Annotated in this window: 18 protein-coding genes; 1 reads left to right on the top strand and 17 read right to left on the bottom strand. The window is 38.8% G+C overall.

From position 1 onward, the window contains the following. Positions 1 to 10 precede the first annotated feature (10 nt). The 15 genes from LPH68_RS06425 to tsaD all read right to left on the bottom strand — a co-directional run bounded on the left by LPH68_RS06425 (position 11) and on the right by tsaD (position 13,289). The gene (locus LPH68_RS06425) at positions 11 to 733 is read right to left on the bottom strand and encodes a tetratricopeptide repeat protein (RefSeq protein WP_008640249.1); all 723 of its coding nucleotides are present in this window, start codon (positions 731 to 733) and stop codon (positions 11 to 13) included. Between the two features lie 8 nt (positions 734 to 741). Then, entirely contained in the window at positions 742 to 1,770 is a 1,029-nt protein-coding gene (locus LPH68_RS06420) for a VWA domain-containing protein (protein ID WP_004314368.1), read from the bottom strand. Between the two features lie 45 nt (positions 1,771 to 1,815). Beyond that, the gene (locus LPH68_RS06415) at positions 1,816 to 2,799 is read right to left on the bottom strand and encodes a VWA domain-containing protein (protein WP_004314367.1); all 984 of its coding nucleotides are present in this window, start codon (positions 2,797 to 2,799) and stop codon (positions 1,816 to 1,818) included. A 49-nt stretch (positions 2,800 to 2,848) separates the two neighbouring features. Beyond that, positions 2,849 to 3,925: a hypothetical protein gene (locus tag LPH68_RS06410; protein WP_008640252.1), complete on the bottom strand. Its 1,077-nt coding sequence runs from the start codon at positions 3,923 to 3,925 to the stop codon at positions 2,849 to 2,851. Positions 3,926 to 3,936: 11 nt separating this feature from the next. After that, positions 3,937 to 4,806 carry a DUF58 domain-containing protein gene (locus LPH68_RS06405; protein WP_004314365.1) on the bottom strand — a complete coding sequence of 290 codons (870 nt, stop codon included), beginning with the start codon at positions 4,804 to 4,806 and terminating at the stop codon, positions 3,937 to 3,939. 83 nt (positions 4,807 to 4,889) lie between these two features. Further along, positions 4,890 to 5,885, bottom strand: coding sequence for a MoxR family ATPase (locus tag LPH68_RS06400; protein ID WP_004314364.1), 996 nt, complete (start codon positions 5,883 to 5,885; stop codon positions 4,890 to 4,892). A 241-nt stretch (positions 5,886 to 6,126) separates the two neighbouring features. Next, on the bottom strand, positions 6,127 to 7,545 hold the full coding sequence (locus LPH68_RS06395; RefSeq protein WP_151923135.1) for an HU family DNA-binding protein: 1,419 nt from the start codon (positions 7,543 to 7,545) through the stop codon (positions 6,127 to 6,129). Between the two features lie 13 nt (positions 7,546 to 7,558). Next, the gene (locus LPH68_RS06390) at positions 7,559 to 7,831 is read right to left on the bottom strand and encodes an HU family DNA-binding protein (protein WP_004314362.1); all 273 of its coding nucleotides are present in this window, start codon (positions 7,829 to 7,831) and stop codon (positions 7,559 to 7,561) included. Beyond that, positions 7,824 to 9,134, bottom strand: coding sequence for a 30S ribosomal protein S12 methylthiotransferase RimO (gene rimO, locus LPH68_RS06385; RefSeq protein ID WP_004314361.1), 1,311 nt, complete (start codon positions 9,132 to 9,134; stop codon positions 7,824 to 7,826). The genes LPH68_RS06390 and rimO overlap by 8 nt, the downstream gene beginning before the upstream one ends. Beyond that, positions 9,131 to 10,090, bottom strand: coding sequence for a signal recognition particle-docking protein FtsY (gene ftsY, locus LPH68_RS06380; protein ID WP_008019172.1), 960 nt, complete (start codon positions 10,088 to 10,090; stop codon positions 9,131 to 9,133). The genes rimO and ftsY overlap by 4 nt, the downstream gene beginning before the upstream one ends. A gap of 138 nt (positions 10,091 to 10,228) precedes the next feature. Next, positions 10,229 to 10,387, bottom strand: a complete 159-nt coding sequence (locus LPH68_RS06375; protein WP_004295982.1) for a DUF4295 domain-containing protein — start codon at positions 10,385 to 10,387, stop codon at positions 10,229 to 10,231. Positions 10,388 to 10,404: 17 nt separating this feature from the next. Continuing rightward, complete coding sequence (gene rpmG / locus LPH68_RS06370; protein WP_002560155.1) at positions 10,405 to 10,593, bottom strand: 50S ribosomal protein L33; 189 nt, start codon at positions 10,591 to 10,593, stop codon at positions 10,405 to 10,407. A 21-nt stretch (positions 10,594 to 10,614) separates the two neighbouring features. Further along, positions 10,615 to 10,875, bottom strand: a complete 261-nt coding sequence (rpmB, locus tag LPH68_RS06365; protein WP_004314359.1) for a 50S ribosomal protein L28 — start codon at positions 10,873 to 10,875, stop codon at positions 10,615 to 10,617. A gap of 122 nt (positions 10,876 to 10,997) precedes the next feature. Further along, entirely contained in the window at positions 10,998 to 12,230 is a 1,233-nt protein-coding gene (locus LPH68_RS06360; RefSeq protein WP_004314358.1) for a competence/damage-inducible protein A, read from the bottom strand. Between the two features lie 39 nt (positions 12,231 to 12,269). After that, positions 12,270 to 13,289 (bottom strand): tRNA (adenosine(37)-N6)-threonylcarbamoyltransferase complex transferase subunit TsaD, encoded by a 1,020-nt coding sequence (gene tsaD / locus LPH68_RS06355; protein ID WP_074704672.1) that lies wholly within the window; start codon positions 13,287 to 13,289, stop codon positions 12,270 to 12,272. A gap of 200 nt (positions 13,290 to 13,489) precedes the next feature. On the opposite strand from tsaD, the gene LPH68_RS06350 reads away from it, so the two are divergent. Beyond that, positions 13,490 to 17,944: a translocation/assembly module TamB gene (locus LPH68_RS06350; protein WP_008771030.1), complete on the top strand. Its 4,455-nt coding sequence runs from the start codon at positions 13,490 to 13,492 to the stop codon at positions 17,942 to 17,944. Between the two features lie 91 nt (positions 17,945 to 18,035). Here LPH68_RS06350 and LPH68_RS06345 read toward each other — a convergent pair whose 3' ends face one another. Both LPH68_RS06345 and LPH68_RS06340 read right to left on the bottom strand, forming a co-directional pair. Further along, positions 18,036 to 18,893, bottom strand: coding sequence for a PepSY-like domain-containing protein (locus tag LPH68_RS06345; protein WP_004314355.1), 858 nt, complete (start codon positions 18,891 to 18,893; stop codon positions 18,036 to 18,038). Between the two features lie 21 nt (positions 18,894 to 18,914). Next, a complete protein-coding gene (locus LPH68_RS06340; protein ID WP_008019169.1) occupies positions 18,915 to 19,352 on the bottom strand; it encodes a PepSY-like domain-containing protein in 438 nt (145 codons plus the stop codon).

Genomic DNA, 19,352 nt, shown 5'->3' with positions numbered 1-19,352 from the left:
CAACTTTATATTACCAATCTTTTTCTAAGCGACCACCTTGCATAACTTTTTGTTGCTTTTTCACTTTGTCTTGCACATCTTTTTCATCCTGCATTACAGAATTCAGCAATTGTTCAGCATTCTCCTTTGACATCTGGTTATCTTGTTTTTTTTCTGACTTCGGTGGTTGCTGCTGATCTTTCTTTTCATCTTGTTTCTGATCTTTCTGCTTGTCTTTATTCTGATCTTGTTTTTGATCTTGCTTTTGTTGATCTTTATTCTGATCCTGATTTTGGTCTTGATTCTGCTGATTTTGTTGATCTTTCAACATTTTCTGTGCAAGAGCCAAATTGTACCGGGTTTCATGATCGGCAGGATTATTACGCAGTGACATTTTATAGGCGTCCACAGCCTTTGCATAATCTTTACCAGCTTGGAAAAGTACTCCCATATTGTGGTAGATATGGGCGAGCTTCATTTTATCCTTTTCAATTTTGCTGGCCGATACGTATTGTTCCATGGCATCCTGAAACTTTTGCTGTTGCGAAAGAGTATTTCCCAAATTGTACATAGATACTGTAGACTTGGGATTTGCTTCCAGAGCTTTCCGGTAGTTTACCTCTGCGTCAACAAATACACTATCATTAAACAGGCGGTTTCCCTTACGGATATAGTCGCGTTCTGCTTTCTGAGCCGAGACACCGACTGTCGCTAGCAGAAATACAGCGAATAGAATATATTTACTTTTTAACATACGTATAACTATTTCTTATTAGAAAACAGGTGAATGTTCTTAAATAAAGGATTTTTGCGGTCCAAAATTAAGATTTCTGCCAATAACAATAGTAGAATAACCCATGCAATAGCTTGGAATTGTTCGTTAAACTCTGTATATACTTTCGACTCTACATCAGACTTCGCCATTTTGTTCACTTCTTGATTAATAGCTCTTTGGGCTGAATTAGAGTTGTCTACTCGTACATATATACCTTTTCCTTCCTTAGCAATTTCCTGGCACATAGCTTCATTCAAACGGGTAACAATCACATTACCTTCCCGGTCGCGACGATAATCATTCGTACCTTCTACCGGAATGGGGGCACCATCAGGCATACCTACTCCCAATACACTTACTTGAATACCTTTTTCTGCAGCGGCTTTTGCGGCTTCCACTGCACCACCCTCATGATTTTCACCGTCAGTAATAACAATAATAGCACGTCCTACCCCTTCTTGTGGAGTGAAACTACGAGCTGCTAAATTGATTGCTTCCCCGATAGCTGTACCCTGTTTAGAAATCAACGAAGGATTGATGGACTCTAAAAACATCTTAGCGGAAATATAGTCACTTGTAATTGGTAGCTGAGTAAAAGCGTCACCTGCAAATACAATCATACCTACCTTATCATTGTCAAGTTCATCCACTAATCTGGAAATTAGTCTTTTTGCTTTTTCCAGACGGCTAGGTTGTACATCTTGAGCTAACATAGAGTTTGAAATATCCAAAGCTATAATTACCTCTACTCCTTTACGCTTAACCGTTTCCAGCTTAGAACCGAATTGGGGGCGTGCTAATAATACGGAGAACAAGCCAATAGCAACAAAAATAATCCAGAATTTTACATCCGGACGATATTTGGATACATCAGGCATTAATTGAGCCAATAAAGTCGGGTCCCCGAAGCGTCGGATATTCTTTCTTCTCTTGTAGTTGGAATACAAGTAGAAAGCTGCTAAAAAAGGTAATAGCAGCAATAAGTATAAATATGTAGGTTCTCCAAATCGAAACATCTTCTTACTATTTTATGATTGACAAATAACGATTGACAAACATTCTTATGGAATTTTTTTGAGTACCGAATTGCGTAATAGTACTTCCAACAAAACACAGAGGAAAGCAGCTAGGGCAAACCAGTGATACTCTTCGTCTCGTTTACTGTACTCTTTTACGTTCAGTTTCGTCTTTTCCAGTTTATCAATTTCTTCATATACTTCTTTTAGTTTCGAGTTGCTCGTAGCCCGGAAATAGTTACCATCCGTTGTTCCGGCAATCTCTGTCAATGTCTTTTCATCAATTTCCACCGGCATACTTACATATTGTACAGTATTCCCCACCGGATAAGGATAAGGGGCCATTCCATTAGTACCTACCCCGATAGTATATACACGAATACCAAAACTTTTAGCTATTTCTGCTGCTGTCATTGGAGAAATATCTCCCTTATTATTAGTACCATCCGTCAATAAGATAATAACTTTAGATTTCGCTTTGCTATCTTTTAAGCGAGTCACAGCATTAGCAATACCCATACCAACCGCAGTACCGTCAGTGATAAGGCCGCATTTAATATTATGTATCATATCCAACAATACGGCATGATCTACAGTCAACGGACATTGAGTGAAAGTTTCTCCTGCAAATAATGTAATACCGATATTATCATTGGGGCGTCCGTTGATAAATTCAGCAGCTACATCTTTGGCAGCTTCAAGTCTGTTTGGCTTTAAGTCTTCAGCCAGCATACTGGTAGAAACGTCAATAGCCAGCATAATATCAATTCCTTCTATTTCACTGTTCTGCCACTTGTTAGTAGTTTGCGGGCGTGCAAGAACCAAGATAACTAACACCAAAGCAATGCAGCGCAGTAGAAATGGAACATGCAACAAATAGTTCTTATAACTTTTAGGTGTATGTGCATATACCCGAGCATCTGAAATTTGAAGGGTTGCTTCACTTTTCTTTTGTTTCAGGATATACCATACAATATATGGTATAAGCAATAATAGCAAAAACAGATATTCAATATTGGCAAAAACCATTTTATTTATGATTTAACAGTTTACTATTTAGTATTAAGTTATACACTCTTTATACAAAAAGATTGTATAACTGCAGACCTATATATATAAAGGTACCAATCAGTGCTGCTGATAACAGTGCAATTCCGCAAATCAGCATAGCTTTAACACGTAAAGAACGTTTCTCAATGATAGTGATTTCCGTTGGTTGCGGTTTCTGGTTTTCCTCTTCCGGTTGTTTTGTCTCATTGATAAAATCGATGGCATTAATTAAATTAGCATCGTTTTCATTCATCTGAGGATCATGTTTGGCAAACTTAACTAAATCAGCGGTCTGGAACAAAAGCTTCAAGTCTGATATAGCCTCTTTATCATTCAACTCCAATAGCTGGTCAATTATTTCAGAAGAAGTCATTTCTAATGCGTTAAATCCGAAACGGTTCTTAATATAGGTGCGAAGTGTATCCGTTAGTTCGGTATAATACTCCTTCGATTGTCCTTTTTGCCATATCTTCTCTGTTTTGATACGTTCTATCTCTTTCATTGCAGCCTGATGTGGCGGCAATTTAGGTTCAACTTTTATTTTACGGATAATAGGTTTATTATCACGTATACGAATAATGAGATAGATCAGTAAACCAAGCAAAGGTAAAGCCAGGAATGAACAAGCAATCAATCCATACCAGTCTTCCCACGCAAAAGGAGCTTTCATCACAGGTTTCTGTCCAAAGAACTGGTCCGGATGTAATGTATCAACCGGCATCGAATATACTTTCAATGCCAGAGCTTTGGATTTATATACTTTATCATCTACGGTAACCGGCATTGGTGGTAGATAATATAGAGCAGAGTCAAAAGAAGTGATAATGTATTCTTGAGTAATCAACATTCGTTGGCGATCATTCAGGAATTGAGTATCCGGTTTGACAGTTTCTATAATTTCCACACCTCTTACCAATGTATCGGTGTAAGCAGGAAAAATAGCACGCTGTTTAGCATCCATGGCTACTTGCAATTGCACTTTCGCCTGTTCGCCAATCAGTATCTGCAATGAATCAATTTTTGCTTCTACCGTGACAGACTGTGCTGCTGCTTTGCCTACAGACAATAGAGCTAATAATGCTATCAGAATAATATTTCTATTCATCTTTGATTCCATTAATTTCGTTTGGCAAATAAATTCAACAATGCCTTTACGTAATCCTGGTCGGTTCTGACAGATACAGCATCCACGTTACTTTTAGTGAAAGTATCGTTAAGTTCAGTCTGCTTTTGTATCCACCAGTCACGATGTGCCCGGCGTACAGCTTTGGAAGAGGTGTCGATCCATTGTTCATGTCCAGTTTCCGCATCTTTGATTCGCATCAGTCCTACTGGGGGAAGATCACTAACCCTCCTATCGTACACTTGTAATGCTACTACATCATGTTTTCTGTTAGCAATGGTCAGTGCATTCTTAAAGCTGTCCTGATCAATAAAGTCTGATAAGATAAATGCGGTGCAACGTCTTTTCATCACGTTTGTCAAATATTCTAAGGCAAGACGAATATTTGTACGACGGCTTTCCGGCTGAAAATCAATCAATTCGCGGATAATATATAAGATATGTTTACGTCCTTTCTTGGGAGGAATAAACTTTTCTATCCGGTCTGAAAAGAAAATCACACCAATTTTATCATTGTTCTGAATAGCAGAGAAAGCAAGCGTGGCAGCGATTTCCGTCACCATATCTTTCTTCAACTGCTTGATCGTACCAAATTCCAAACTTCCGGAAACATCGACCATTAACATAACTGTCAGTTCACGTTCTTCTTCAAACACTTTCACATAAGGTTTATTGAAGCGCGCAGTCACATTCCAGTCTATGTCACGTATATCATCGCCGAACTGATACTCACGGACTTCCGAAAATGACATACCCCTACCCTTGAAAGCCGAATGATATTGGCCTGCAAAGATATTGTTAGACAATCCTCGTGTCTTTATTTCAATTTGGCGAACTTTTTTTAGTATTTCACTTGTTTCCATTTATACAGTAGTTAAGTAGTAAGTAGTTAAGTAGTCATGTATAGATATTAATGACTACTTATTGACTGTATTATAACTACAAATTAGGGCACTTCAACCTTATTCAGAATCTTACTGATGATTTCGTCCGAAGTCATATTATTAGCTTCAGCTTCGTATGTCAATCCAATACGATGACGGAGAACATCATGTGCTACAGCACGTACATCTTCCGGAATTACGTAACCGCGACGTTTGATAAATGCATACGTACGAGCAGCCAAAGCCAGATTGATAGACGCACGAGGTGAACCTCCGAATCCGATCATATCTTTCAGTTCCTTGAGGTCATATTTTTCAGGGAAACGAGTTGCAAATACAATATCTACAATATAACGTTCAATCTTCTCATCCAGGTACACTTGACGAACAACCTTACGTGCTTCAATAATTTCATCCGCTTTGAGAATAGGCTTCACATTGAACTTCTCACCATTGATATTTTGGCGAATAATCAGTTTTTCTTCTTCCAGCTTTGGATAATCAATGACAACTTTCAACATGAAACGGTCAACTTGTGCTTCAGGAAGCGGGTAAGTACCTTCTTGTTCGATAGGGTTCTGAGTAGCCAGTACAAGGAAAGGTTCCGGTAATATGAATGTTTCTTTACCAATAGTAACCTGACGTTCCTGCATTGCTTCCAGCAAAGCACTCTGTACTTTAGCAGGAGCACGGTTGATTTCATCAGCTAATACAAAGTTTGCGAAAATTGGTCCTCGCTGCACTTTAAAAGATTCATCTTTCTGACTGTAAACCATTGTACCAATAACGTCGGCAGGCAATAAGTCCGGCGTAAACTGGATACGGCTATACTTCGCATCAATCAGAGAAGCGAGTGTTTTAATAGCCAAAGTTTTCGCCAAACCAGGCACACCTTCCAAAAGAACGTGACCATCGGAAAGTAATCCGATAAGCAGTGATTCAACCAAATGTTTCTGACCAACAATGATTTGGTCCATCCCTGTCGTAAGATTGGTAACGAAAGCACTTTGTCTTTCAATCCGCTCATTTAGCTCGCGGATATCAATTGATTCAGCCATAAATACTTAATATTTTATTATTTAAATCCCTTTTATTTTTATGTAAGCCTTTCCTGTGTGTTGTAAGGCTTCTTATTTTGCCTCCAAAAGTACGCCATATAATTAACGATTGCAACTAATTTTTATTAAAAAACAATGCGAAATCTTTAGATTAAGGTACTTTCATACGCTTTTGTACATCCATAACATTTCACCCGATCAATACAGGATTTGTATGATCGGGTGAATGGATTATTGCTATTTATTCTTTTGTAAGTTCCGGTATTTCAATTGTTGTGCCATATGGTACGTTATTGGGGTTCTTAATAACCTTCGGATTGTGCTTCACAATGTATGGCCACATTGCTTTTGTACCATAAAAACGCAAGGAAACCCTAGTTAAAGTTTCTCCTTCTTTGATTGTATATTTTGTTTTGGTTCCTGTAATTTTATAAGATGCTGAATCCAAATAAGCAGATGTAGCGGGTTGCTGTGGAGCTGTCTGGGGTTCTGCTTTGGCAGGAACAGTTTCTTCTTTTTGAGCAACAGGTGGTGTGGGCGTAACAACTTTAGGTACATCAGGAGTTATTTCCTTTATGGTATCCTTCTGTTCAATTGTATCGGAAAGTTGTGTTTCCGGTTGAACGGGTTGAGTTGTCACAGGTGGCATATCCAGCGCATTCTTGTCAGATGAAGAAGAAAATAAATCCGGGTAATAAATAAACAGGATAACCCCTCCACATAATAACAAAACGATTACAATAACAGCTATTAAATAAGGTACAGGAGATTTTTCCTTCACTGGAGCTGTTTTTTTAGAAGCCGGTTGGGATACATGTTCTGATTTGACCGGTTTTATCGTTTCTTTTTTAGCAGGAGGTATTATAGGAGCCACAGGTTGCAGATTTGCTTTCATAAGCTCTTGTTCTATAATTTTCTCGGCAGTGATCTCCTCTTTTTCTTCTATTATAGGTGCTGCAGGTTGTTGTTCTACCATTGCGACTTCCTCTTCCGGGACTTCTTCATCTTCCAGCTGTTCGACTTTCTCTTCAATATTAGTTTCTGTGCTGGTTCCTTTAGGTTCTACATGAGAGGATGGCTCAATAGATTCTTCTACTGTAGATACATTTTCAACGATAACAGGTTCTTCAATGGAGTCTTCCACAGATGGTTGAGCAGTTATTTGCTCTTCCTGAATCAACTCTTTTTCTGAAAGCTCATCATCAGTGCTTTCATATTCCTCCGTTACAAGGGGGGGCGTATTCTCACCAATCTCATTCAATACAGTTTGTGCTGATGCTTCCTCACCTGCTTCTTCTTCCTCTGTATCTTCTATCGGAGTATCTTCCAAAATTGTATTTTCATTCAATACAACAGTCTCAAAGTGTGCGAAAGGCTTATTTATTGTATCTCTTAGATTGGCATCCGGAGAAAATGAGACTTTTGTATGTCCCTTTATCTGGAAACGTTCTCCTGTGTTGACATTGACACTTTCCCGGCTATCTACATCAATAAGTTTGAAAGTTCCCAATCCTTTGATTTTTACAGTCTTTTCGTTCTCCAAAGCTTGTTCTATCAAGAGAAAAAACTCTTTAACAAACGCTTCGGCGTCTTTCTTGGTCATGCTATGTTTGGCTGCCAATAAGTCAGTAAGGTCTTGAATTGTTAGTCTTTCATTCATAACGGGAAATTATTTATTTAAACTTATCTTTCAATGTATTGCTAGGTCTATAAGATAGCACTAATTTGGGTGGAACCAACATGCGTTGTTTACTTGCCGGGTTGATTGAAATTCGTTCCGCTTTCTTTTTAACTTCAAAAGAGCCGAATCCTTGAACTGCAATCACATTACCTTCTTCCAATTCTTGTGTCATGCTGGACAACAAAGAACCTATCAATTCGGAAGTATCCTTGATTGTGTATCCCAATCTTTCCGCTAGTTCGGATGTAAATTCCTTATTATTCATAGTCATTTATAATCTTTGCATATAAATCAAAATCGTCTGCATTCGTCACTTCCACCTGATAAAACTGTCCGATCTTAAGTTCTCTCTCTGAACGCTTAACCAGCACTTCCGGATCTACTTCCGGTGAATCAAATTCTGTTCGTCCAATATAATAATCTCCTTCCAAACGGTCGATGATAATTTTCATCTGTTTACCGATTTTTTCCGCACTTAATTCTGCCGAGATACCTTGCTGGATGTCCATCAATTCATCAAGTCTGGCTTGTTTAACCTCTTGTGGAATAGAATCTTCGTATGATTCTGCAGCATAAGTTCCCTCTTCTTCGGAATATGCGAAAGCTCCCATCCGATCGAAACGTACTTTGCGCACAAACTCTTTAAGCTCTTCGAAGTCTTCCTCGGTTTCTCCGGGATGTCCTACCATTAAAGTTGTTCGCAGGTGAATGCCCGGCACTTCTTTACGAAATTGTTCAATTAGTCGGTAAGTATCCTTTTTGCTCACTTGCCGACGCATTAATTGCAACATATTGTCACTGATATGCTGAAGAGCAATATCCATATATTTACATACATTATCGCGTTCACGCATAACCCGGAATAAATCCGTAGGGAAATGTGCCGGATAGGCATAATGCAACCGAATCCATTCCACGCCAGGGATATCGGAAATACGTTCAATCAGTTCCGGAAGCATTTGCTTCTTATACCGATCGATCCCATAATAAGTCAATTCCTGTGCGATCACCTGAAATTCTTTCACGCCTTGCGATACCAGATATCGTACTTCGTCCAAAATTTCCTCCATCGGTTTGGAGATATGGCGTCCTGTAATAATGGGAATGGCACAATAAGAACATTTGCGGTCACACCCTTCTGAAATTTTCAGGTAAGCATAGTGTTGGGGAGTTGTCAATGTCCGTTCGATATATAACTCATCATGATAGACCTTTCCTAAATCTTGTAAAAGCTCCTTCCAATTGAACTTGCCATAAAATTTATCTACTTGCGGTATCTCAACAGCCAATTCCTTCAGATAACGTTCGGAAAGACAACCCATCACGAAAAGTTTCTTTAAATCCCCTTCTTCCTTTCTTTCAGCAAACTCCAGAATCATATTTATGGACTCCTCTTTGGCATCACCAATAAAGCCGCACGTATTGATTACTGCAATTTCTCCTTGTGGATTTTCAGTATCATGGGTTACGCTATATCCGACTTCTTCCAGTTGGCGCATTAACTGTTCGGAGTCAACCAAATTTTTAGAGCATCCTAAAGTGATAATATCTATTCTCTTTCTTTTCATGCATTCTCTCCAAACAAGGAATCAACGAATTCATTTTTACGGAATACTTGCAGGTCTTCCATACCTTCACCTAACCCGATATATTTAACAGGAATCTTGAATTGATCGGAAATACCAATCACAACACCACCTTTAGCGGTTCCGTCAAGTTTAGTGATAGCCATGGCAGTTACTTCGGTTGCCAGAGTGAATTGTTTGGCTTGTTCGAATGCATTTTGTCCGGTGGAACCGTCCAATACCAATAAAACTTCATCCGGCGCATTGGGCACAACCTTCTTCATCACATTCTTGATTTTGGTCAGCTCGTTCATCAAGCCCACCTTATTATGCAGGCGACCGGCTGTATCGATTATAACCACATCTGCGTTGTTGGCAACGGCAGAACTAAGAGTGTCATAAGCCACAGATGCAGGATCCGCTCCCATTTTCTGTTTAACAACAGGAACCCCTACCCGTTCTCCCCAAATCATTAACTGTTCTACGGCTGCAGCGCGGAAAGTATCGGCTGCTCCCAAATAAACCGATTTGCCTGCTTTTTTGAATTGATAAGCCAGCTTGCCGATAGTTGTAGTCTTCCCTACTCCATTCACTCCCACAACCATAATTACATAAGGTTTCCTTGTGATGGGTACGTCAAAATCAGCTACATCATTCGAGTTGTTTTCGGTAAGCAAAGCTGCTATTTCGTCACGTAATATAAGATTCAGTTCTTGAGTATTCACATACTTATCAGCCGCAGCGCGTTTCTCGATGCGTTTGATAATATTTAAAGTTGTTTCTACACCTACGTCAGATGTGATCAGTACTTCTTCCAGATTATCTAATACTTCATCGTCTACTTTTGACTTACCAGCCACAGCACGAGCAATCTTACTGAATACGCTCTCTTTGGTTTTAGATAATCCTTTATCTAAAGTCTCCTTCTTCTCCTTTGAAAAAAAACTAAAAAATCCCATATTGACACTTGTTTGTATAATACATTTGCTACAAAGATATAACAAAGGATTGGAAAAGTAAAAAAAGAAGCAATAAAAAATCCCCTCATTGTTCACCAATGAGAGGATTTTGCAGTTATAGCGTATATGCTATTTCGATTATTTTTTGAAAAAGTCTTGTACTTTTTCGTTCGGAACCATTTGTTCATCAAAAACGTATGCTCCAGTTTTCGGAGATTTTACCATTTTGATAACCTTGGTATAAGCACGACCTTCTTTTGAACCTTCGTGCAAACTTGCTACTGTTTTCTTTGCCATGGGTTATACTACTTTTATTATTTAATTTCCTTGTGTACTGTTACTCTCTTCAGAATTGGGTTGTATTTTTTCAACTCAAGTCTTTCTGTAGTATTCTTTCTGTTCTTAGTTGTGATATAACGAGATGTTCCCGGCATTCCACTGTCTTTGTGTTCTGTACATTCCAGAATCACTTGTACTCTGTTACCTTTTGCTTTCTTTGCCATTGTAAGTTTTCTCCTCTACGTTTAGCCGATTACTTTAATGCTTTTCCAATCACAATAACCTTTAGCCACTGCTTCAGTCAGCGCAGCATCCAGTCCTTTTTTGTTGATAATACGCAACCCGTTAGCGCAAAGGCTAAGGCTGATCCAACAATCCTGTTCTACATAATAGAACTTTTTGTTAAACAAGTTCAAATCAAAGGTTCTTTTAGTTCTTCTCTTTGAGTGTGAAACATTGTTGCCAATCATGGCTTTCTTTCCGGTAATTTGACAAATCTTCGACATTTCTATCTTATTTTTATAGTTTTATATCTATACTTATTTCAAACAGGACGCAAAGTAAGCACTTTTATCCGTATAAAACAAGAATTTCTTAAAATAATTCACTTACAGGCACCTATTTTTCTTTATTTGAGTAAATCACGGAGCATTAATAGGGCATTATTGCCAGCTCTTTCAATGTTCATGCCTCTTCCGCGGTTTGTTTCTTGCTTGTAAGTATGAATTTCGTTTTTATAACCAGCAGCTATCCATACAGTTCCCACCGGCTTTTCCGGAGTACCACCTCCAGGGCCTGCTATCCCTGAAGTAGCAACAGCGCAATCTGTTTTTAATGTTTTCATCGCACCTTTTACCATTTCAATCACAGTTTCCTCACTGACAGCTCCATATCGTTCCAAAGTTTCGGAGGAAACGTGCAAAAGCCCCATTTTCACTTCATTAGAGTAGGCCACTACACTTCCATTAAAATATTCAGAACTGCCGGCGATGGAAGTCAACCGTGCGGCAATACTGCCCCCGGTACAACTTTCTGCGGTGGAAACGGTCAATTTCTTCTTTTTTAAAAGCTCACCGACTATAACCTCCAATGGTGTATCTTCTTCACTGAAAATATCTTCACCAAGTATTTCCTCTAATTTTAACTTTTCACGTTCAAGAAGAACTTTTACTTCTTCTCTGTTTTGTCCTCGTCCTGTCAGTCTAAGACGAATAATGCCAAGTTTGGGTAGATATGCCAATTTAATGCATTCCGGTAAAGTGTTCTCCCACGATTCTAACTTTTCGGCTAATACAGATTCCGGATAGTGCTGTACGAGAAATGTTTGATGCATAATAACATCCGTTTGAAACCTATCGTGCAGCTTAGGTAGCACGCTTTCTGTCATCACAGCAATCATCTCTTGTGGAACGCCCGGCATGGAAACAAGTACCTTGCCATCCCTCTCGAACCAACTGACAGAAGCACTTCCCACAGGGTTATTTATTACCATACAATCTTTCGGGACCATTGCCTGGCTTTTATTGAGTGCATTCATTGGTATTTTTCCTGCTAGTACCCGTTTTACGTTTTCGAATACTTCTTCGTTAAAAACCAGTTCCGTATGGAAGTATTTACATAAAGTCTGTTTGGTAATATCGTCTTTGGTAGGTCCGAGTCCTCCGGTTACTAAAACAATATTCACCCTTTCCATCGCATTATCAATCGCTTCCATGATTTCTTCTTCCCGGTCACGGATTGAAACAATACGAAGAACCTCAATACCTATTTTATTTAATTCCTGTCCCATCCAGGCAGAATTAGTATCGACAACCTGTCCTATCAGCAGTTCATCGCCAATGGTTATTATTTCGGCAAACATACTTCTTAGTTTTATCCTATTATATATAAGGTATACTTATTATAATGTCACACGCGAATAAGCCGGAAGATCAATAGAACAAAAATCCTTATCCAGGTATTTGAAATATCCGGTAATGGCAATCATTGCTGCATTATCGGTAGTATAACTGAATTTAGGGATGAAAATATTCCAACCATATTTCTCGGCGTGTTCTCGGAAAGCATTGCGTAATCCGTTATTTGCGGAAACTCCTCCGGCTACTGCTATTTCATTAATTTTATATTCTTTGGCAGCTTTCCGTAATTTATCCATCAGAATGTCCACTATAGTAGCTTCCAATGATGCTGCAAGATCCACTTTATGGTGCTCTATAAAATCCGGATCATCTTTTAGCCAGTCGCGTAATGAATATAAAAAGGAAGTTTTCAATCCGCTGAAACTGTAATCTAAACCGGGAATATGCGGTTTGCTAAATGTAAAAGCTTTCGGATTTCCCTGGCGTGCTAATTTGTCAATGATTGGTCCACCCGGATAGCCAAGTCCCATCACTTTAGAACATTTATCAATTGCTTCACCTGCCGCATCGTCAATAGTCTGTCCGAGGATCTTCATATCATTATAGGCTTTTACCAGTATGATTTGTGAATTTCCTCCGGATACCAGCAAGCAAAGAAATGGGAAAGCAGGCTGTCTTTCTTCCTCTCCTTCTGCTTTAATAAAATGAGCTAAAACATGTCCGGTCAAGTGATTAACGTCAATCATTGGAATGTTTAAGGAACGAGCAAATCCTTTTGCAAAGGAGACTCCGACAAGCAAAGATCCCATCAATCCTGGACCACGAGTGAAAGCTACTGCGCTCAACTCTTCTTTGGTGACACCGGCACGTTTTAATGCTTCATGTACTACCGGTACGATGTTTTGTTGGTGTGCCCGTGAAGCCAACTCGGGTACTACTCCACCGTATGCTTCATGTACGGCTTGACTTGATACCACATTTGACAGCAAATAACCATCCTTGATTACGGCTGCCGACGTATCGTCACAGGAGGATTCAATTCCTAAAATTATTGCACTCATAAGTATTTAAACTATTAAACGGTGCAAAAGTAATCATAAAACTACGATTCGTAACGAACTATTTTATATTTTTGTTCGCAAAATAAAAGTTATCGCATATCAGAACGCTGAAAAAGACTGTACGCTGGGTAGTTGGTATTGTACTGGGAGTATATATCGGGACTATTGTTTTGCTGAATATACCAAGCATTCAGCAAACAATGAGTGTATTTGTGGCTAAAGAACTTTCCGAAGTTTTAAACACAAAGGTAGTGATTGGTAGAATTAATATCGGTCTATTGAACCGTATTATTATTGATGATGTATTGCTTGACGATCAAAGTGGTCAGGAAATGCTCAAAGTCACTCGTTTATCCGCCAAGTTTGATATTATGCCTTTCTTTAAAGGAAAGATATCCATTAGCAGTGTTCAGCTCTTCGGATTTAATATCGATCTCCGGAAAGAGACTCCGGAGTCTCCTCCTAATTTTAAATTTGTTTTGGATGCTTTTGCTTCCAAAGATACAGTAAAGAGAGAAAGTTCACTTGATTTACGAATTAACTCCATCCTGATTCGTCGTGGAAGGATGTCCTATCATGTGTTATCGGAACAGGAAACACCGGGAAAATTTAACGCCAAGCATATTCAGCTTCAAAATATCATAGCCAATATATCGCTGAAAGCCTTAAGTAAGGACTCTTTGAATTTAGGAATCAAGCGATTGAGCCTTGATGAAAAGGCATCCGGCTTTTCTTTGAAAAAAATGAGTTTGAAACTGGTTGCCAATGACAAGCAGACAAACATTGATAATTTTACTATAGAGTTGCCCGAAACATCTCTTAAGCTGGATACCATTCATTTAGAGTATGATAGTTTGAAAGCTTTTGACCGTTTTACAGAACAAGTGCATTTCTCTTTCCGTACTTTGCCGTCGCAAGTTACTCTAAAAGATATTTCTCCTTTTGTTCCTATCCTATCGCATTTCAAGGAACCGGTGACATTGGATATGGAGGTGAAGGGAACTGTGGACCAGTTGACTTGTTCGCATTTGGAAATTACGGCCGACGACCGCCAGTTTCGTTTGCGAGGGGATGTGTCGCTTCAGGACTTGTCGCGTCCACAAGATGCGTATGTATATGGAACACTTTCCGAGCTTTCGGCCAATACTCGTGGAGTCGGCTTCTTAGTGCGTAATTTGAGTCACAATTATAATGGAGTTCCTCCGCTTCTCGAACGTTTGGGAAATGTAAGTTTTCAGGGAGAGATTTCAGGATACTTTACGGACCTAGTTACTTACGGGCAATTACAAACGAGCCTTGGAAATGTAAAAACCGACTTAAAATTGAGTTCTGACAAGGCTAAAGGACTGTTTGCATATTCCGGTGCTGTCAAAACTGAAGATTTCCAGTTAGGTAAGTTATTGGATAATGAGAAGTTGGAAGAAATCACTTTCAATCTGGATGTACATGGGCGGCACATTACCGGGCAATTGCCAGCTGTGGAATTGAAAGGATTGATCGCTTCGGTAGATTATAGCAGATATAGATATGAAAATATCACATTGGATGGAGAATACAAACAAGGTGGATTTAATGGTAAAGTGGCGTTGGATGACCCTAATGGATCGATTTATCTGAATGGAGATGTAAATGTTACGTCTAAAGTGCCTACTTTTAATTTTCTTGCAGTAGTCAACAAAGTACGTCCACATGATTTGAATCTTACGACTAAATACCCAGATGCGGAGTTCTCTTTAAAACTGAAAGCTAATTTCACAGGTGGATCAGTGGATGAGATGATTGGAGAAATCAATGTGGATAGTTTGGAATTTACAGCTCCGGATAAAGCATATTTTATGCAGAATATGAATATCCGGGCTACCAAACAGAACGGCGAGAACCAACTAAGATTGACTTCTGAATTCCTGAAAGCAAGTATAGAAGGTAAATTCCAGTACCACACATTACCTGCCAGTATTCTGAATATTATGCGGAAGTATGTGCCGTCTTTAATATTACCTCCCAAGAAGCCGATTGAAACACATAACAATTTTCTGTTTGACGTACATATATATAATATGGACATTTTATCTACAATCTTTGATATACCGTTGACAGTGTACACTCATTCCACATTGAAGGGATATTTCAATGATGCCTTACAACGCTTGCGTGTAGAAGGATATTTTCCCCGTCTGCAATATAAAAATAACTTTATTGAGTCGGGCATGATTCTGTGCGAGAATCCTGCAGATCATATTCGTGCACAGGTTCGTTTGACTTCTTTGAAAAAGAAAGGGGCAGTCAATCTATCCTTGGATGCACAAGCTAAAGATGATAATGTCAGTACGACATTGAATTGGGGGAATAATGCTGCAGTGACATATAGCGGGCAATTGGCTGCCGTTGCCAAATTTCTACGTACAAGCGGGGAAAAACCATTGTTGAAAGCGATGGTGGATGTAAAACCTACTGATGTTATTTTAAACGATACTCTTTGGAAGATACATGCTTCACAAGTGGTGGTCGATTCAGGCAGGGTGGATGTGAATAACTTCTACTTTAGCCATCAGGATAGATATGTACGTATTAACGGCCGGCTCTCCGAGAATCCTAAAGATACTGTAAAGGTTGATTTAAAAGATATAAATATGGGATATGTATTTGATATTGCAAGCATATCCGACGATGTGAATTTTGAAGGTGATGCAACGGGAACAGCTTATGCAAGCGGAGTGCTAAAGAAACCTATTATGAATACCCGTTTATATATAAAGAACTTTTCACTTAATCAGGGTCGCTTGGGTGATTTGGATATTTATGGTGAGTGGGATAACGAAAATAGAGGTATCCGGTTGGATGCATCCATTCAGGACATATCCCCTTCTCCGTCACGTGTCACAGGTATTATTTATCCATTGAAACCCGAGAGCGGACTTGATTTAAATATTGAAGCAAATGAATTGAACTTAAAATTCCTCGAACATTATATGAAGTCTATTGCCAATGATATTAAAGGACGTGGGACGGGAAAAGTACATTTCTATGGAAAATTCAAAGGATTGAATTTGGATGGTGCGGTTATGACAGACGCTTCCATGAAGTTTGATATTCTGAACACACATTTTGCTGTAAAAGACACGATTCATCTAGCTCCTACCGGATTGACATTTAATAATATACATATATCCGACATGGAAGGACATTCGGGAAGAATGGACGGATATTTGCATTTCCAGCATTTTAAGAACTTAAACTATCGTTTTGAGATACAGGCAAATAATATGCTTGTGATGAATACGAAGGAATCGGCAGATATGCCTTTCTATGGTACGGTATACGGTACCGGAAATGTATTACTTGCCGGAAATGCCACACAAGGGTTGGACGTAAACGTGGCTATGACAACCAACCGAAATACTACCTTTACTTATATTAATGGCAGTGTAGCATCGGCTACCAGTAATCAGTTTATTAAGTTTGTAGATAAAACCCCCCGTCGTACTATTCAGGATTCTATTCAGGTAATCTCATATTACGAACAAATACAGCAAAAACGTCAGGCAGAAGAAGAGCAGAAAACGGATATCCGTTTGAATATTCTGGTGGATGCAACTCCCGATGCCACCATGCGAATTATCATGGACCCTATTGCTGGAGACTATATTAGCGGAAAAGGTACGGGAAATATTCGAACGGAATTTTATAATAAGGGTGATGTGAAGATGTTTGGTAATTATCGGATTAATCAGGGAGTATATAAATTCAGCTTGCAGGAAGTAATCCGTAAGGACTTTATAATCAAGGATGGAAGCACAATAACGTTCAATGGAGCACCTCTGGATGCTAACATGGATATACAAGCTTCATATACAGTGAATTCTGCTTCCTTGAATGACTTGATACCGGATGCTTCGGCTATTATCCAACAACCCAATGTACGTGTAAATTGTATCATGAATTTAAGTGGTATGCTGGTACGTCCGACTATCAAGCTGGGCATAGAGCTTCCAAATGAAAGGGATGAAATACAAACATTGGTGCGTAACTATATCAGTACGGAAGAACAGATGAATATGCAGATCCTTTACCTGCTGGGTATTGGTAAGTTTTATACGGAAGATGCACGGAATAATAATCAAAATTCGAATGTGATGTCTTCGGTGCTCTCATCTACCCTCTCCGGCCAGTTGAACAATGCACTTTCACAAGTCTTTGAAACAAATAACTGGAATATAGGTACGAATTTGAGTACGGGTGATAAAGGTTGGACGGATATGGAAGTAGAAGGTATTCTATCGGGACAATTATTGAATAATCGTTTATTGATAAACGGAAACTTCGGTTATCGGGATAATCCGATGGCTAATACTAACTTTGTAGGAGACTTTGAAGCAGAATGGTTGATTACCCGTTCGGGAGATATACGCTTAAAGGCTTATAATGAGACGAATGACCGCTATTATACAAAAACAAATCTGACTACACAGGGAGTAGGTATCATGTACAAGAAGGACTTCAATAAATGGAGTGATCTCTATTTTTGGAATAAATGGCGGTTGCGTAATAAGCGCAAACGGGAAGAAGCAGAAAAGGTGAAAACGCATCAAACGGACAGTATCACTGATAAAACAGCCAAATCGGCAGTAAAGAGAAATCATTCGCAACAACAATAAACATATAATAAACGATGACATGATTCCAGGCGGATATGTCATCGTTCATTATATGTGAGAATTATGTAATCAGGAGCATGTGCATCCTTTTTTATGGGATGACAATGCCGTCTTCATTGATATTTACTTCAAGATCTACATTCATTTTTTCCAGTTCAATCCGATAATAGATGGTGCCATCTGCTTTTTCAATACGTTTCGCTTCGTCAAAACGATATTCTCCATATTGATTATTAATCGTATTTTTGACAGCTTCGGGCAGTTCATTTTGACGTACTTCCCATGAAGTAGAATGCCAATCTCCGGTCTGATCGAACAAAACATCTTTTGATATTCCGTTATGAATGATATCCACTTCCGTATATCCGAAATCCCAGTCATTTCTATCATCTTCTACATCTATTTCCATGATTTTGGCATTCGGATATTTTTCATTAATGAAGTTTCTCATTGCTTCAGTCAATTGAACGGGAAGATGACCGGTGTTATCATCATCAGTGTCTACGATACTTTTAATCAGAGTTCCGTCCGCAGAATAATATAAGTCTATCTCCTGGTTCTGATTTTCGACTTCAATTACGAAAATAGTCTCAACGCCTGTCCGCTCCAATTTGTCTACATCATCTTGTTTCCACGAAGCATATTCACTCTTTTCAAAAGAAGTTTTCACAGCTTGCGGTAATGCATTGTAAGGAATGTCCGTTTCCGTCATTTGCCATTTTCCATCTTGGGTAAACCATGCAGATGCTTCATATCCATCATAGAAATCTGCTACATAATATCCGCACTTAGTTTCCCATTTCACATTTGCAGCATTAGGGTATTTAGATGCAAATGCGTTTTGAAGTTCGGTAGGAACAGCAATTGAATTATCGTCGTCGTTATCACAACTTTGTAGGCTCCATGTAACGCAAAGTGCCAGTAAGAGTGTATAAATCTTTAGTTTCATCTTTGTTCTATTTTAAAAGGTTTAGAAGTCAATATCAATCAAATTAAATTTCAAGTCGAATTTCAATTCCGTACGGTTGGACAGTTTTACTTCATAATCTTTTTTATCCCTCTCTATTTTCAGGATTTTAGCATCGGGATAATTGGTCGTTACATATTTTTGAATTGTTGCAGGGATAATAGCTGTAGGTACCGCGCTATATTTGCAATTCACTTCTTCCCAGTTTCCTTTGTTATCAAATTCTACTTTATCGCCATTAGTGAAAATCACTTCATAACTTTTATAGAAGAAATCACTTTCCATTTTGGCTAATGCTACTTTGCTGTCGGCAAAATGCTGTTTGATAAACTGCTGTGCCTGTTGTGGCATTTGAGTTACCTGAATAGGTTTGTCGTCATCTGCACGAGCTACTGTTTGCAAAGTAAAAAAACATACTAATAAGAATACTAACTTTTTCAT

It is taken from the genome of Bacteroides sp. 1_1_30 (genome assembly GCF_020982715.1).
Lineage (GTDB): Bacteria > Bacteroidota > Bacteroidia > Bacteroidales > Bacteroidaceae > Bacteroides > Bacteroides xylanisolvens.
Note: the sequence above shows the minus strand (reverse complement) of the source record. Positions and strands in the feature narration are given on the sequence as shown.

Bases quoted from the DNA above. Each gene is read 5' to 3' on its own strand.
- LPH68_RS06425 (WP_008640249.1), bottom strand. From the start codon at position 733: ATGTTAAAAAGTAAATATATTCTATTCGCTGTATTTCTGCTAGCGACA.
- LPH68_RS06420 (WP_004314368.1), bottom strand. From the start codon at position 1,770: ATGTTTCGATTTGGAGAACCTACATATTTATACTTATTGCTGCTATTA.
- LPH68_RS06415 (WP_004314367.1), bottom strand. From the start codon at position 2,799: ATGGTTTTTGCCAATATTGAATATCTGTTTTTGCTATTATTGCTTATA.
- LPH68_RS06410 (WP_008640252.1), bottom strand. From the start codon at position 3,925: ATGAATAGAAATATTATTCTGATAGCATTATTAGCTCTATTGTCTGTA.
- LPH68_RS06405 (WP_004314365.1), bottom strand. From the start codon at position 4,806: ATGGAAACAAGTGAAATACTAAAAAAAGTTCGCCAAATTGAAATAAAG.
- LPH68_RS06400 (WP_004314364.1), bottom strand. From the start codon at position 5,885: ATGGCTGAATCAATTGATATCCGCGAGCTAAATGAGCGGATTGAAAGA.
- LPH68_RS06395 (WP_151923135.1), bottom strand. From the start codon at position 7,545: ATGAATGAAAGACTAACAATTCAAGACCTTACTGACTTATTGGCAGCC.
- LPH68_RS06390 (WP_004314362.1), bottom strand. From the start codon at position 7,831: ATGAATAATAAGGAATTTACATCCGAACTAGCGGAAAGATTGGGATAC.
- rimO (WP_004314361.1), bottom strand. From the start codon at position 9,134: ATGAAAAGAAAGAGAATAGATATTATCACTTTAGGATGCTCTAAAAAT.
- ftsY (WP_008019172.1), bottom strand. From the start codon at position 10,090: ATGGGATTTTTTAGTTTTTTTTCAAAGGAGAAGAAGGAGACTTTAGAT.
- LPH68_RS06375 (WP_004295982.1), bottom strand. From the start codon at position 10,387: ATGGCAAAGAAAACAGTAGCAAGTTTGCACGAAGGTTCAAAAGAAGGT.
- rpmG (WP_002560155.1), bottom strand. From the start codon at position 10,593: ATGGCAAAGAAAGCAAAAGGTAACAGAGTACAAGTGATTCTGGAATGT.
- rpmB (WP_004314359.1), bottom strand. From the start codon at position 10,875: ATGTCGAAGATTTGTCAAATTACCGGAAAGAAAGCCATGATTGGCAAC.
- LPH68_RS06360 (WP_004314358.1), bottom strand. From the start codon at position 12,230: ATGTTTGCCGAAATAATAACCATTGGCGATGAACTGCTGATAGGACAG.
- tsaD (WP_074704672.1), bottom strand. From the start codon at position 13,289: ATGAGTGCAATAATTTTAGGAATTGAATCCTCCTGTGACGATACGTCG.
- LPH68_RS06350 (WP_008771030.1), top strand. From the start codon at position 13,490: ATGAGTGTATTTGTGGCTAAAGAACTTTCCGAAGTTTTAAACACAAAG.
- LPH68_RS06345 (WP_004314355.1), bottom strand. From the start codon at position 18,893: ATGAAACTAAAGATTTATACACTCTTACTGGCACTTTGCGTTACATGG.
- LPH68_RS06340 (WP_008019169.1), bottom strand. From the start codon at position 19,352: ATGAAAAAGTTAGTATTCTTATTAGTATGTTTTTTTACTTTGCAAACA.